The sequence below is a fragment of the Empedobacter sedimenti genome (assembly GCF_030005555.1).
Taxonomy (GTDB): domain Bacteria; phylum Bacteroidota; class Bacteroidia; order Flavobacteriales; family Weeksellaceae; genus Empedobacter; species Empedobacter sedimenti.
In genome coordinates this window covers 189942-206260 of the sequence record NZ_JASCQG010000002.1, presented here as the reverse complement: position 1 = coordinate 206260, position 16319 = coordinate 189942, and the positions used below count along the sequence as shown (strand labels likewise).

Here is a 16319-nt window from a genome sequence, read left to right as displayed (position 1 = left end):
TAATGAAATACTATATTACACTAATAATATTACTTTTTATTACTATTGTCGCCTGCAATAATCAGCTACCAAAATCATCTACCAATGACGAATTAATTGATAACGAAAGTTATGAATCGATTATTCATACAAAAGAGTTAAATATTTTTTCCAAATTTAACACGCCTACAAACTACAAACGTTCTACCATTACAACTGATTTTGGTAAATGGTTAAATAATATTTCATTAAAAAACAATAATGTCCCTGTTTATACTTTTGATGGAAAACGTAAGGCGAATCCTAATGTATATGTTGGTGTTTTAGACTTAGAGCAACCCAAAAAAAATGTTCAATTTAATTCAAATGCAGTTCTTAGCTTACGTATAGAATTTTTATATCGCTCAAAAAAATACGCTGAGTTAGATAAATTAGTTGATTTTTATAATAATCTTACGCCTTACACAAAATATGTTAAAGGTGATTATTCCTACTCAAAATACATGGAGTATTTAACTTATTTCTTAGAAAATACTACTCCAAATACCTTAAAAGAATTTTTGAAACCAGTTTCTATAAAAGATATTCAGATTGGAGATGTACTCTTTCAAAGAGGAAATACAAAGAGTCATGCAGTAATTGTGATGGATCTTGCACAAGATGAGATGGGAAATAAAATCATTATTTTAGCACAAAGTTATTACCCTAGTCAGGATATCCAAATCGTTACAAATCCTAGCAATGATTTTATTTCTCCTTGGTATAAAGCTACGGAAGGAGTTATTTTAACACCAGAATGGCGATTCTTATCTTCGGACTTAATGCGTTTTAAATAACAATTTACTTTTTCAATCATTTCATTTTACTTAAATTTGTTGTTCAAAACCTCAATTTAACAACAACACAGTATAAAATAATCGATAATGCAAAGAGTATATTTAGACAATGCAGCAACAACAGCTATTCGTCCTGAAGTAGTAGATGAAATGGCTAATGTGATGAAAAATGTTTTTGGAAATCCATCTTCTACACACGTTTTTGGTAGAGAAGCAAAAGCATTAATTGAGATGTCTAGGAAAAATATTGCTCAACTATTAAACGTTTCTCCTGCAGAAATTTATTTTACTTCTTGTGGTACAGAATCTAACAATACAATTATTCGTTCTTGTGTGAATGATTTAGATGTTACACGTATCATTACAACTGATATGGAACACAAATGCGTACAAGAAAGTGTAAAAGCAGTAGAATATAAAGATAATGTTGAAGTAATCAGATTGAATATCTTTAAAAATGGAAACATTGATTATACTCAATTAGAAGAGCTTTTAAAAGATCAATCTAAAAAAACTTTGGTTACATTGATGCACGCAAATAATGAAATTGGAAATTTAACTGATGTTAAGCACATTTCTCAACTTTGCCAAGCTAACAATGCTTTATTTCATACAGATACAGTGCAAACTGTTGGTCATTACGAATTAGATTTTCAAGATTTAGGGATGGATTTTGCTTCTTGTTCTGCTCATAAAATTCATGGTCCAAAAGGTGCAGGATTTTTATATGCTAAAAAAGCGTCTCACATCAAACCTTTGATTGCTGGAGGTGGACAAGAAAGAGGATTACGTTCGGGAACTGAGAATGTATACGGAATTGTAGGTCTTTCAAAATCGTTAGATTTAGCTTTAGATGAATTAGACACACATATTAATCATATCAAAGAAATTAAACAATATACAATTGATCAATTAAAAGAAGCTATTCCCGGCGTTGCATTTAATGGCTTGTCTGAAGATTTAGACAAAAGTTTATATGCTCTATTAAGCATTAAATTACCTTTTCATGATACATTAATTGGATTCGAATTAGAATTAGCTGGCATCGCTGTTTCACAAGGAAGTGCTTGCAGTTCTGGCGCAGCAAAAGTATCATTAGTAATGCAAACATTGTATACAGAAGAAGAAATTGATCAAATGACTCCATTACGTGTTTCATTCTCATACGAAACAACAAAAGAAGATATTGATGTATTGATTAATACGTTGAAAAAAATCGCTGAAAAGCATCAATTACAAAACGCTTAATGACAGATTTTAATCAACTTGATATTCTAATTTTAATTGCATTAGCGGTTGGTGTAATAAACGGTTTTTTCAAAGGTTTTATCTCTCAATTAATTGGTTTAGTCGGTTTTTTCGTAGCCATTTGGTTAAGTTTTAAATTCTACCAAATCATCGAAGTTTATGTAGACTCATACAATATTGTTGCAGATAGTTTAACCTCTATTGTTTCCTTAATTTTGACTTTTGCAATTGCTTATTTCACAATAAAATTAGCCTCAAGTCTTACTCAAAAAACAGTAGAAGCTGTTGGTTTAGGAATCGTCAATCGATTTGGAGGCGCAGCTTTAGGTTTGGTTATTTCACTTTTATTGTGTTCGAGTATTTTGTATTACGTCGATCCAATTTTAGAGTTAGGTTTTAAAGAAACAAAAGACAAAAGCCAAATTTTACCAATTTTGAATGAAAGTTCGCAAATCATCAAAAATTCTATTTTCGAGACAAAAGATAACTTAAGAAACGAATCGCAAGATTCTATTCAATAAATACAGAAAAGGGTTTACAGATGTAAATCCTTTTTTTATATATTTATTTTATGTTAAAAGTACATTGTATTCCTAATAAAACAAACTCTATAAATGCATATATTATATATGTAGAATTATTAATGAAACTTAAAAAAAATAAGGATTCATTCTTTATAAAACTAACTAGTTTTCTTTCTTTAATATCATTTATTTTAGCTGTATTTTTTAAATCTATTGTTTTAACCGAATTCGGAATTGTATTCTTATTATTAATTCTAGGACTGAATATATATTATTACTTTACAAAAAATAAATTAATTTCTAATTTTAAAAAACATGTTAATTCAATTCCTGAAGAAGAGTTCAAAAAAGAATTCGATATAATTTTCGAAGAAGATGGAATAAAAATTGACACTTATTTATTAAATTACAATGAATTAAGAAATTTTGTTAGATATAAGCATTTATTATTCATTGAAAAAAACGATAATTCTCTTTTTAACGTTATTTTTTCTAATAAAGAAATCGATCATGAAACCTATGATAGAATATTAGATGTCCTTGCTAATAAAGATATTAAAGAATTTAAACATAAATTCACTATTTAAACGACACTTTATGTCGTATAAAATCGTTCCTTTGTTTAAATTTTAAGATTATGAACAGCGCAATCATTCTCACAGCCCTACTTTTCTTTATCATTGGTGCAGTAATTAGTTTTTTGTATTCAAAATCAAAAGCAAACTCTACAAACATCGGAAATGAAATTAAATATCAAGAACTTCAGAAACAATATGATTCATTAAAAAATGAATTTTTAGAAATTAAAGATGATGCTAATTTCAATTTAGATCAATGGCAAAAAGAACGTGAGAAAAATACGGAATTAACTGTTCGTCATCAAGAAGCGATAAAGGCTGTGGAGCAACAAAAGTTATTTATGCACGAAACGAATGAACGATTGAAAGAGCAATTTGAAGCGCTTTCTGCTCAAGTTTTGAAAAATAATAACGAACAATTTCTTGATCTTGCAAAAACAACATTAGATAAACATTTTTCTGATTCGCAAAATGATTTAGAGAAACGTCAACAAGCAATCGATTCGTTGATCAAACCATTGAATGAAAGTCTTTCAAAATTTGATGGAAAAATCTCTGAAATAGAAAAAGCGCGCGAAGGAGCTTATACAGAAATCAAAGTATTTTTGGATGCGATGCGTGGTACAACAGACAAATTGCAAAAAGAAACTAACACATTGGTTTCAGCACTTAAAACTTCACATACACGTGGAAAATACGGGGAAATTGGTTTACGTCGTGTAGTAGAATTTGCAGGAATGTCGCCATTCTGTGATTTTGAAGAACAAACTTCTGTTCAATCAGAAAATGGAATTCTTCGTCCAGATTTAATCGTTAATCTTCCAGGTAAAAGAAAAGTTATCGTAGACTCTAAAGTTCCGTTAAACCAATATATGCAAGCTTTCGAAACTGAAGATGAACAACAACGTCAACATCATTTACAAATGCACGCAAAAGCGGTACGTGAGCACCTAAAGAATTTGAGCTCTAAGGCTTATTGGAATCAATACGCAGATGCGCCAGATTATGTTGTAATGTATTTACAGATTGAAAGTTCTTTTGGTTCTGCACTAGAAATGGATCGAACTTTGATAGAAGATGCACTAAACAATAGAATAATTATTGCAACACCAACTACTTTGATTACGATGCTTCGTACGATTGCATTTAGTTGGCAACAATTAAATGTTGCCGAAAATATATATCAAATGCGCGATGCTGGGATAGAATTATACAATAGAGTAAATGTTTTGATTCAACATTTTGCTTCGGTTGGTCATAATCTAAATCAAGCTACACAAAGCTATAATAAAGCAATTGGTTCGCTGGAAAATCGATTTATTCCTCAAGTAAAAAAACTAAAAGAAATTGGTGGAACCTTGATGGAAAAAGAAATTTCAGAAACTAAGCCAATTGATACAATGATTCGTTCAATAAATCCTTTGGATATTCAATAATCATTCTATATTTGTACAACTTTTAGAGAGAATGAGAACAAGCCTATTTACCTTGATTTTAATGTATTCTCCTGTCATTTTTGGACAGGTAAATTTTGACGAAAAATCAGTTCAGGTAAAACCGAATTTAGAATTAAATAAAATTTATAAATATTCTTTTACAGATCGTAACTTTTCGATTTCTGTAAATGATACTGTGTCTAAAATTATTAATCAATCCGAAAAAACAATGGAATTGATTGATAAAAATGATTTTGCCAACAAATTTGAATTTGTAAATGGTAAAAATGAATCGAATGATCCAGATGATTTTTACAGAGATTTTATTAATAATTCGGACGGAATTAAGTATCAATTTACGACAAATCCTTCTGGCGAATTTTTAGAATTATTAAATACATCCGAAATTGAAGGTAGTTTACTTAAAATCACAGATAAATTAGGTAAGCAGCGCAAAAAGTCTGAAGAATATAAAGCTAATATTACTCACATCGAAGATATGATCAAATCAAAAACATATGTACCGTATGTTTTTGAGCAAGAAGTTCATGTGTTTAATTATTTTAATGGTCAATATTTTAGATTAGGCGAAACATATGAAGGTAAATCTGTACAAGAAAATATTTTTGGATTTCCTATTTCCTCTACAACAAATACATATCTAAAAGAGATTAATCAAGCAAATGGCACTTATACAGTTGTTTCTGATCAGAATTTGAGTAAAGATGATTTCGAAAAATTGTGGGAAGAAATGGCGTATTATATGTTAAATGATGCAAAATTAAATTTATCTCAAGAACAAGTAAAAAAAGAAATCAAGAAATATTCAGAAACTGTTCAACTTAAAGTTTCTTATAAAAATACTTATGATTTGAATTCTATTTTACTAAAATCTGACTATTTTTTCAGTTTAAATATTGGCTCAAAAAAAACAGTTAATCACCTTAGTATAAATTTATTAAATGATTAAACTTTTATTTTCTAACTCAATCAAGCATTAGTTTAAATAATTTAGTCTATTTTTGACTGACAATGTTTGATGATTAATGAAACTTAAGTTTACATATTACCTTTTATATTTATTTTTTTCAGTAAAAGTCTTTGCTCAAACTCTAGCAAAAGACACTATTTCTAAGATTATTGCAAATGACACAATCGCTCATATTGCTGCGGAGGATAGTATTGTTTTTCCTAAAACATATTGGAATATTGGAGATGAAAAACGCTATCAGGTAACTACTAGCGAAATAAAATTAGAAGGAGATACTATTGCAAACCAAGAACAATACACTTATAATGTTATTGTAGAAGTAGAAAACATTTATCAAAATGAAACGGTTATTAAGTGGAATTTTAGAAATGTACAATTCAACTCAAAATCCTTTCTAAACAATCCGTTTGCTTTAGCTAATAATGTTTCGATTTCGTTCAAAATTGACCAAGACGGACGTTTTTTGAATTATACTAATCTTGAACAAACAATCAGACAGCTGCAACTTTCTTCAGAAGATTTAGAAAACAAATATTTAGATAATCCTACTGCAATTGCTACAATCAAAAAGAATGTACAATTCTATGCAAATGCAGAAAACATCATCAAATTATTTGATAAAGATATTCGTCAATTTCATCACTTTTATGGTAAAAGCAATTTTACGTTGACTAGTGATCCTTTTGTTTATCAATCTTATTTAGATAATCTATTTAGCACTTCTCCTACTCCAGCTACAACTGAAATTAAGCTGAATGAAATTGGTTCATCACACACCAACTACATTATGGGGAGCATGCAAGAAGCGGACAAAGAATGGCTTGCAAACTCTTGGTATTCTTATCTGAAAGATTTGGCAACCAAATTAGGAACGGAGCAACCTTCTGAAAGTAAATTGAAAGACGATATAAAGTATTATGTAAAAACGACTTCTCGTATCAAAGACAATGGTTGGATTTCGTATAGTATCGAAACCAAAAAAGTTAAATTTCAAGACACAGATTATACGTTAGAGCGTCGTTTTGAGTTAGTAGACTAAAACTCGCTTCAATACTGATTATTCTTACTATTATTAAATCATAAAAACTTCGTGATTCAAGATTATTTTTCATAATTTTGCATTCATTTTATTAAAAACATATTCACTATGCAATTGTCTGAACAAGAAATTATTCGTAGAGAAAAACTACAACAATTAAGAGACTTAGGCGTTGAGCCTTACCCTGCCGAAGAATTCGTGGTAACTTCTAATTCGAAAGAAATAAAGGAAAAATACGAAGAAGGTAAGGTTGTCAAGCTTGCTGGGCGATTGATGAGTGTTCGTGTAATGGGGAAAGCGTCTTTCGCAGAATTACAAGATAGCGAAGGTCGTATCCAAATTTACGTTTCTAGAGATGATATTTCTTCTTCTGAAGAAGGAGTTGAATACAATACAATTTTCAAAAAATTAATGGATATCGGTGACTTTATCGGTATCGAAGGTTACGAATTCAAAACTAAAGTTGGTGAAATTTCTATTCACGTAACGAAGTTAACAATGTTATCTAAAACATTACGTCCATTACCTATCGTTAAAACTGACGATGAAGGACACGTTTTTGATGCATTTACAGATCCAGAATTACGTTACCGTATGCGTTACGTTGATTTAGTTGTGAATCCTCAAGTTAAAGAAATCTTTATTAAAAGAACAAAATTGTTCACAGCAATGAGAAACTTCTTTAACGACCGTGGTTACATGGAAGTTGAAACACCTGTTTTACAATCTATACCTGGTGGTGCTGCGGCTCGTCCGTTCATTACACATCACAATGCATTAGACATTCCATTATATTTAAGAATCGCAAACGAATTATACTTAAAAAGATTAATCGTTGGAGGTTTTGAAGGTGTTTACGAATTCTCTAAAAACTTCCGTAACGAAGGAATGGATCGTACTCACAATCCAGAATTTACAGCAATGGAAATTTATGTAGCATACAAAGACTACAACTGGATGATGAATTTTACAGAACAATTGTTAGAACATTGTGCAATCGCAGTTAACGGAACTTCTGAAGCAACTTTTGGTGAACACAAAATTGATTTCAAAGCGCCTTACAAACGTGTAACAATGCGTCAATCGATTATAGATTTCACTGGATTTGATATTGATGGTAAATCTGAAGCTGAATTATTTGAGGCTGCTAAAGGTATGGGCATCGAAGTTGATGAGACAATGGGTAAAGGAAAATTAATTGATGAAATTTTTGGTGAAAAATGTGAAGGAAACTACATTCAGCCAACTTTCATTACAGATTATCCAAAAGAAATGTCTCCATTAACAAAACAACATCGTGATAATGCTGATTTAACTGAGCGTTTCGAATTAATGGTTTGTGGTAAAGAAATCGCAAACTCATATTCAGAATTAAATGACCCAATTGATCAACGCGAGCGTTTTGAAGAACAATTAAAATTATCTGCAAAAGGAGATGATGAAGCAGGAGAATTTATTGACGAAGATTTTTTACGTGCTTTAGAATTCGGAATGCCTCCTACAGGTGGTTTAGGAATCGGTATGGACCGTTTGATTATGTTCTTAACGAACAATCCATCAATTCAAGAAGTTTTATTCTTCCCTCAAATGCGTCCAGAGAAATCTGCACCATCTTATGAGTTAACTGAAGAAGAAACTCAAATTATCGAAATTTTAAAAGCAAACGAAAATATTGATTTAAATGAATTAAAATCTCAAGCTGGATTAAGCGGTAAAAAATGGGATAAATCAATGAAAAATTTAGCAAAATATAACTTAACTAAAGTAACTTTAGATGGCGATGCCAAAACAGTTGCATATTTAGGAGAGTAATTTAATACCCTTTCATCTATATTTTAAAAGCTCAACAAATGTTGAGCTTTTATTTTTTCTAAAAAGGATTATTTCCTCTTGTTTTTAACCATCCTGTGATACTATATCGTGGTCGGTTTACTTTTTTTACTTCGTGCGGAATTGTTTTACTATCAAATACAGCTAATCTCCCAGCCAAAGGCAAAACATTCAATTCACTTTCTGTTCCATCATCTTTGGGCAAATAAAGTGCTAATTGTCCTCCGAAATCATCATTCCATTCTTCGTCATTCAAATATAGTACAATTGACAAAGTGCGGCGATCATCATTTTTGAATGCATCTATATGTTTTTGATAAAATGTACCTATTGGATAAATTGCATAATGAAATTCACTTTCTTCAATTCCCATGTAACATGTTTGATTAAGATAATCGATAAAATGATTAATTTTTGAGAAAAAGACTTCTTCTGTTGCTGTTTTTTGACTTTCATCAATCCATCTAATTTTATCTCCACGAACAGATTTTACAATTTGTTCGTTTTGAGCATTTCCGATTGCTGCTTGATGAAAATCTTGACTATTATCTTGTTGAATGATTGATTCGCGAAGTTGTTTTGTTTCTTCTTCAGAGAAAAAAAAATCCGAAATAGAATATTTTTGATTCAATAAATCATCAATTATCTTTTCGTAAATTGGGTTTAATGTAATATTACTCATTCATTGTTATGAAAACTTCAGTAAAAGTAATTTATATTACGAAAAACATAATCATAATTTTAAATTTATTTCAAAAAAAAGACAGAATAAATTCTGTCTTTCCTTAAATATTTTAGCTTTCAGTTATTTAAACCAATTCTCTTTTCTCATTTCATACACAAAATTAAGTTTTGGCTCTTCTCCATAATAAGCAACCAATTCTTCATCTATTTTAGTACAACCTAAGCGCTGAACTGCAATCTGAGAGCGAACATTATCAGCACCAACATGCAAATAAATTTTATCTACAAACTGAAAAATATAATCAAACATCAACTTTTTAACTGAGGGATTGATTCCTTTTCCCCAAGAATCTGTCGAATAAAATGTGTAACCTACAATAATTGAAGCATCTTTTTCATCATAATCATAAAAGCGTGAACTCCCAATGACCTGATTAGTTTCTTTATTAATAATCTTAAAAGCGCCTTTACTCTGAATTGCTCCATCAAAAAAAACCTGGAATACTTCTCTTTTGTAACGATTTTTGTTTGGATGTTGCTCCCAAACTTTAGGATCTGCTGCTGCAGAATACAAATCTTCGAAATCGTTTGTATCTAGTGGTTCTAAAATCACTAAATCATTTTCTAATTGTGTTTGAATATTTATCATCAAATTAATCGTTTAATACAACACTAATTTATCTAAATCTAACAACAAATAATTAATATTTTGATTAATTGTTCGTGTTGCAGATTGCATTTGATTTAACATAGAAGTACGATTATGTAGATCATCTGCTAAATATTCGCCACCATCATGAAAGTTAACAGATTTGTTTGCTTGATCTATATTATTATCAAAATTAAGTTGTAACCAACGTTTCTTTATATTCTCTATGATAGATAAACCACCTGTATAATTCGAAAATTTTTTCTCTGTATACATATACCAAACAAACGGAGGAAAATTTTCTGATTCCAATTTTTGATTCCAAATATCCCGCAAAATGTTACGCTCATGTATAAATTCTACTTTTTTCCCTTTCGGATTAAGTGTTGCAAATCCCAAACCAGCACCCAAAACACCTCCAGTTATATCTACAGCGCTTCCCCAGCCATCACTTTTTATGATTCCGCCAGCAACAGAAGCTGCTGCACCAGCAACAATAGAATAGATTATCAATTTATTGTTCTTATTATCATTTAAGTTATCTACATAATTTGCCATCTGCCCTACTCGTTCGCCTTCGCAATCAAATTCGGCAGCAACAGCATCTAATTCTGTCATTGCAATTGTAATTTTACTATTGATAGAATTTTTAAGTTCTAAAACTTTTACACGAGATTCTAAAGACGAGTCTTTCTTTAATTCAACAATTTTTTCAACCTCATCAATTGTTCCCAATGCATTAAGAATCAAAATACTTTGATCTGAAAACTTATCTTTTAAATCTTTATTCTCATTAATTATAGAATCAGAATTATAAGAAGGTAGCTTTTTATCATAATTATAATGATAAGGAGCTTTGCAGTAACTATTTTTGAGAGAAAGAATGTTTTCTTGTATAACTTTATTATGTTGAGATACACATGAAGTTAAGATTATTGTAACAAATAAGAGATAAAAAATTTTCGTCATTTGAAGATGATTTAGATTAGTTTGTCTACAAATTTAAAGGAAATCACAATTAATATGACTAAATTGAGAAACAAAATAGATAAAGAAATGTTTGTAGATTTTGAAAATAAACAGGATTTGATTGATCGTTTAAATAAATTACCTGTCAATCAAAAAGCGAATTGGGGAATTATGACGCCTCAACATATGGTAGAACATTTGATTGTCTCTACAAAAATGTCAAACGGAGGATTACATATTCCTTGTAGATTACCTGCAGAAATGATACCAAAGTATAGAGCTTATTTGTTAGAATCTGATGGAGAAATGGAACAAGGAATAAAAGCTGGAGGTGTTGATGGATTATTGGATTTGAGATATCCATCACTTGAAGCAGCAATTGAAAAATTAGAAAGTGAAATTGATAAATTTCACGCTTATTTTGAAGCTAATCCTGATGCAAAAATTGAAAATCCGGTATTAGCCGAAATTGGATACGAGGATTGGAAAACTTTTCATAAAAAACATTACACACATCACTTCAAACAATTTGGATTAATTTAACCACACAAAAGGCTTTTCCTTATAAGAAAAGCCTTTTTTTTTAGCAATTCACAGATTTAAATATCTCTACAAACACTCCTAAATAAATAAAACCTTTATTTATTATAATTTTTAACCAAAAATTAAACTACAACAAAAAGGAGTTTATTTAGAATATTATTCATTTATTAAATACTTAACATATTGTAATTATCATTATCTAAATAAAACATAACTATTTTTGCTAAAATCATCTAAAACACATCTCTACCTGTACAAAAAACTTAAAAAAATGTTAAGTTTATACTAATTAATATTAAAATAGGAATTAGATCATAATTAATTAACATTTTAAAAACTCATGAGAAACAAATCTAAAACTCTTTTAGGTTGTATTAAACTAACTACTACTGTCATTTTACTTGTTGGAAGCCAGTCTGCTTTAGCCCAAAATACACCGGAAGAAACAAAAGACTCTATTCAAAATCAAGTACATGAAATTGATGAAGTTGTCGTAATTGGATATGGTACGACGAAGAAAAAGAGCGTGACTGGTGCAGTAACTTCTGTAAAAATGAAAGACTTATCTGCTGCTGCAAATAGTAACTTTGCGCAAGCACTTGCAGGGCAAGCTGCAGGTGTTACAGTAATGCAATCGAGTGGACAACCTGGAGCTGGAATTAATTTACGAATCAGAACTAATGCTTCGAATGCATCTGGAGGTGTATTATATATTGTAGATGGTGTTGTAATCAACGATTCTGCTTATGATCCTTCTGGTAATGGAAACGCAAGATCTGGATTAAACTTTATTAACCCAAATGATATTGAAACGATTGACATCTTAAAAGATGCTTCTGCTACTGCAATTTATGGAGCAAGAGCTGCTGGTGGTGTAGTTTTGATTACAACAAAACGTGGTAAACTAGGTAAACCTACTGTACAATATGATTTTAGTAATTCATTCCAAGAATCAATTGATTGGTATACATTATTAGATACAAAAGATTATATGTTACAACGTAACAAAATCTTATACGAAAAATGGATGTATGATAACAGACAAGGTGTATATGCAACTGTACCAGGAAAACCAACAGTCTCTGTTTATACACCAAAATATACGGATGATCAAATCAATAAACAAGCAATGTTGCCAAGTGCAATAGACGCTATTTTGCGAACTGGTATTACGGAACAACATAATATCTCTGTTGCTGGAGCCGCAGATAAAACACGTTATTTAGTTTCTGGTAATTACTTTAATCAAAAAGGTGTTCTACGTGGAACTGATTATAGACGCTACTCTGTCAGAATGAGTTTGGATCAAGATCTTTCATCTAAAATTAAAGTTGGAGCTAATGTTGTTTTAACAAATGAGTTAGCTAAAAATGGTAACATCGGAACTGGTCAAAATGAAACTTCTGGTATGATTGGAGCTGCTTTTTACCATCCTGCTAATTTACCATTTAAAGATGAAAATGGAAACTGGATTATTAATCCAGACTATAAAAATACGCCAAACCCATTATCTTTTTTAGATGTGAAAGATAATACCAAGAGCTCTAGAATAATGACTTCTGGTTATGCGGAATGGAAAATTATAAGTGGTTTAACAGCAAAAGCTTTATTCTCATATACTCAAGATTCTAGAAAAAGAAGCTATTATCAACCAAAATCCTTTCTATTTGGAGCAAGATCAGAAGGTTCTGCTGGTATATCTCAAGATTCTAACGAAACGATTCAATATGATTATACGTTAAACTATGCCAAAACTTTTGGAGGAAAACACAATGTTAATATTCTTATTGGACATACTTATCAATTAGTTGATAGAAATGGATTTAGTGCTTACAATTCTAAATTTCCTGTAGAAGATTTTGGTTATAACGATCTAGATTTAGGTAACGCAGAAAAACCTACCGCAAGTTCTTATGCAGATCCATATAGAATTTGGAAGTCTTACTTTGCTCGAGTTACGTATGAATTCGATAAAAAATATGTTTTATCAGGAACTTATCGTAGAGATGGTGCATCTCACTTTGGTCCAAATGCAAAATGGGCTAACTTCGTTGGTGCTTCTGGAGCATGGATTATTTCTGAAGAAGAATTTTTAAAAGATTCTCAAACAATTAATTTATTAAAATTAAGAGTAGGTTATGGAGAAGTTGGTAATGCATCATTCTCAGGTGCATATTCTTACTATAGTAGTGGATACAACTTTAACTTTGGAGGAATAAACAATACAGGTGTAAGATTAAGTACATTAGGTAATCCCGATTTAACATGGGAAACACAAGGAGAATCAAATGCAGGACTTGACTTTGGTCTTTTCAAAAACAGAGTTTCTGGATCATTTGATTATTACATTAGAACTTTTTCTAATCTATTAACTTCTACTCCATTACCTATGGACAAACAATTAGGATCTATTGCAGATAATGCAGGAAAAACAAGAAGTAAAGGTTTCGAGTTTAACATTAAAACACTTAACATCGATACGCCAGATTTTACTTGGTCAACAAACATCAACTTTACACACTTTAATAGTCATTGGGTAGAAAGATCTCCTGCATCTTTAAAAACATTAGCTAAATATATAGGATTAAAAGATCCTTTCTTAGTTCGTTATGGATATTTATCTGACGGAATTTATAATCCTAATACTATGACAGCTCCTAGTTGGATGCCAGGTATTTTACCAGGGGAAGTTATCATCAAAGATATTGATGGATATGATGCAAATGGTAACTTAATGGGTAAACCTGATGGAAAAATAACAAGTGCTGATATGCGTATCATTATGAAAAATAGCGAAACTGCCCCAAATACTACATTTGGTATTGGAAATGAATTTAGATACAAAAACTTTGATTTATCAATTTTTGCTTATGGTGCATTCATGAAAAAATTCAACCAAGATTATGCTGGTAATGTTAATGGACATGCTAAAATTGGCTTATTTGGATGGAATTTATTAGATAAAACAAAAGATCGTTGGTCATACGACAACCAAACAGGGAAATATCCACAAGCTTTATCTGGTCCATATCAAAATCAAGGAGCGAGTTCTGATTTCTGGGTAGAAGATGCTAGCTTCTTAAGAGTAAGAGATATTACACTTGGATATACGATTACAAATGATATGATCAAAAATCAAAACGTTTTTAATAAAGTTAGAATTTATGTAAGTGCACAAAATCCTTTTATCATTACAAAATACAAAGGTATTGATCCAGAATTACAAAATTACTACTCATATCCTATTGTAAAATCAATTATCATGGGAGCTAATATTACATTTTAATTAACTGAAAACAAGATGAATACAATTACTAAAAATAAATTTATAAAAAATCATAGTTCAAATAAAACTACGTATTTTTTTAAAGTATTAGCCCTTGCGATGCTAACTACTTTTGCCTCTTGTGAAGAAAACTTGGACGAAATCCCAAAGGATAAATTCGCAGAAACTAATTTCTTCACAAAACCTGAACACGCTTTACTAGCTTTAAACTCAACATATAGATATTTAAGTCCAGATGGAAGTACAGTATGGGGAGCAGCATATACTGGTATTGTAGCTCAATCAAGTGCAACAACTGATGAAATGGTCGTTTCATGGGGAGATGCTGTATGGCCTAACCTTGCTCAATTAAACTTTAGTGAATCTTTCCCTTCTGAAGCATTATACGTTTTCTATAGGGCATTAATGCCAGCTGTTACAACATGTACAATAAATATTGGCAAGATTGAAGCGATGACAAATCTTTCTGATGCAGATAAAAAAAGTTATATAGCTCAATTAAAAGCTTTAAGAGCACATTATACATGGATTTTATATAATCATTATGGTGGTGTTCCAATTAGAGTAGATTACAAAGAGGCAATTAATATTAATGCTGCTCCGATCCCAAGATTAACAAATGAACAAACTTTTGCTCAAATCGAAAAAGATTACAAAGAAGCAATTGCAGATCTTCCTACTTTAGCTGCACAAGCGGGTTCTGATTACGGAAGATTTACAAAAGATGCTGCTTATATGGGATTAGTTAAATTGTATATGCATGATAAAAAATGGAATGATGTTATTACAACTTCAAGAATCATCATGGGTATGGGACACTCATTACAAACTAACTATACCGACTTATTCTCTTTTGCAAATAAAGGTAATAAACAAGAAATATTATTTGCTTTATCAACTAAGTTTAATTCTACTCCAACCAATATATGGTTAGCTCATGCATTGCCTGGAAACTATGTTGGAAATTATTATGATAAAGATGAAAATAGAAATACTCTTACTCAATGGGGAGGTTATAAAATGCCATGGTCTACTTACGATAAATTTGATAAAACAGATAAAAGAACAGCACGTTTATTAGCTAAATGGTTAATTGAAGATCCAAATGATAAATCTCCAAAACCTAAGTTAATAGAGTTCGATGCTAGAGCTAACAAATATATAGGAGCAATTCCGATGAAATTTAATGTAGATCCTACAGGAACTGGATATGGTCAAGGAACTGATGTAGTTATTTGGAGATATGCAGACGTCTTATTAAGTTTAGCAGAAGCAATTAACGAAACATCTGGACCAACAGCAGAAGCTTACGACTTAATTGGTCAAGTAAGAAAAAGAGCTGGTTTAGCAAATATTCCTGCCGGACTATCTAAAGATCAGTTTAGAGATAAATTAATGGATGAACGCCTTTTCGAATTTTGGAACGAAGGTGGTATCCGTCGTGAAGATTTAATTCGTTGGGGAAAATATATTCAATTTGCTAAAGACAGAGGTTCTGCTTTTGCTAAAAATGAATTTGTTCTTTTACCTATTCCACGAGCAGCAATTGATGCTTCTGGAGGAGTAATTAAACAAAACCCTGGTTACTAATCTCTTATTTTTTGTTACAAATCCTCATAGTTTTAAACTATGAGGATTTTTTAATGATAATTTAGGAAAGTTCATTTAATCTTTCCATCTTTGGCAATAAATGGGGTGCTAATTTTTTTGGCTGAGAATATACCCAA

14 protein-coding genes are annotated in these 16319 nt (G+C 30.6%); 11 read left to right on the top strand and 3 right to left on the bottom strand.

What is annotated here, in order from left to right; all coding sequences use genetic code 11:
• The first annotated feature begins 2 nt into the window (after positions 1–2).
• From QHG34_RS03265 to lysS, 8 genes are all read left to right on the top strand, one after another.
• Positions 3–815, top strand: coding sequence for a DUF4846 domain-containing protein (locus QHG34_RS03265; protein WP_282628724.1), 813 nt, complete (start codon positions 3–5; stop codon positions 813–815).
• An 87-nt stretch (positions 816–902) separates the two neighbouring features.
• A complete protein-coding gene (locus QHG34_RS03260; RefSeq protein ID WP_282628723.1) occupies positions 903–2063 on the top strand; it encodes a cysteine desulfurase family protein in 1161 nt (386 codons plus the stop codon).
• Complete coding sequence (locus QHG34_RS03255; RefSeq protein WP_282628722.1) at positions 2063–2584, top strand: CvpA family protein; 522 nt, start codon at positions 2063–2065, stop codon at positions 2582–2584. Before QHG34_RS03260 ends, QHG34_RS03255 begins: the two co-directional genes overlap by 1 nt.
• Positions 2585–2634: 50 nt before the next feature.
• The gene (locus QHG34_RS03250) at positions 2635–3174 is read left to right on the top strand and encodes a hypothetical protein (protein ID WP_282628721.1); all 540 of its coding nucleotides are present in this window, start codon (positions 2635–2637) and stop codon (positions 3172–3174) included.
• Between the two features lie 50 nt (positions 3175–3224).
• The gene (rmuC, locus tag QHG34_RS03245; RefSeq protein WP_282628720.1) at positions 3225–4601 is read left to right on the top strand and encodes a DNA recombination protein RmuC; all 1377 of its coding nucleotides are present in this window, start codon (positions 3225–3227) and stop codon (positions 4599–4601) included.
• Positions 4602–4632: 31 nt separating this feature from the next.
• On the top strand, positions 4633–5571 hold the full coding sequence (locus QHG34_RS03240; protein ID WP_282628719.1) for a hypothetical protein: 939 nt from the start codon (positions 4633–4635) through the stop codon (positions 5569–5571).
• 76 nt (positions 5572–5647) lie between these two features.
• Entirely contained in the window at positions 5648–6631 is a 984-nt protein-coding gene (locus QHG34_RS03235) for a hypothetical protein (protein WP_282628718.1), read from the top strand.
• Positions 6632–6739: 108 nt separating this feature from the next.
• Positions 6740–8443: a lysine--tRNA ligase gene (gene lysS / locus QHG34_RS03230; RefSeq protein WP_282628717.1), complete on the top strand. Its 1704-nt coding sequence runs from the start codon at positions 6740–6742 to the stop codon at positions 8441–8443.
• 58 nt (positions 8444–8501) lie between these two features.
• Here the strand turns inward: lysS and QHG34_RS03225 are convergent, their stop codons facing one another.
• The 3 genes from QHG34_RS03225 to QHG34_RS03215 form a co-directional block, all read right to left on the bottom strand.
• Complete coding sequence (locus QHG34_RS03225) at positions 8502–9143, bottom strand: 2OG-Fe(II) oxygenase (protein ID WP_282628716.1); 642 nt, start codon at positions 9141–9143, stop codon at positions 8502–8504.
• 123 nt (positions 9144–9266) lie between these two features.
• Positions 9267–9794 (bottom strand): GNAT family N-acetyltransferase, encoded by a 528-nt coding sequence (locus QHG34_RS03220; RefSeq protein ID WP_320416880.1) that lies wholly within the window; start codon positions 9792–9794, stop codon positions 9267–9269.
• Positions 9795–9806: 12 nt separating this feature from the next.
• Positions 9807–10763, bottom strand: a complete 957-nt coding sequence (locus QHG34_RS03215; RefSeq protein WP_282628713.1) for a hypothetical protein — start codon at positions 10761–10763, stop codon at positions 9807–9809.
• Positions 10764–10817: 54 nt separating this feature from the next.
• On the opposite strand from QHG34_RS03215, the gene QHG34_RS03210 reads away from it, so the two are divergent.
• The 3 genes from QHG34_RS03210 (at position 10818) to QHG34_RS03200 (ending at position 16182) form a co-directional block, all read left to right on the top strand.
• The gene (locus QHG34_RS03210) at positions 10818–11306 is read left to right on the top strand and encodes a hypothetical protein (protein ID WP_282628711.1); all 489 of its coding nucleotides are present in this window, start codon (positions 10818–10820) and stop codon (positions 11304–11306) included.
• Between the two features lie 340 nt (positions 11307–11646).
• Positions 11647–14592, top strand: coding sequence for a SusC/RagA family TonB-linked outer membrane protein (locus QHG34_RS03205; RefSeq protein WP_282628710.1), 2946 nt, complete (start codon positions 11647–11649; stop codon positions 14590–14592).
• A gap of 15 nt (positions 14593–14607) precedes the next feature.
• Entirely contained in the window at positions 14608–16182 is a 1575-nt protein-coding gene (locus QHG34_RS03200; protein WP_282628709.1) for a RagB/SusD family nutrient uptake outer membrane protein, read from the top strand.
• Positions 16183–16319 lie beyond the last annotated feature (137 nt).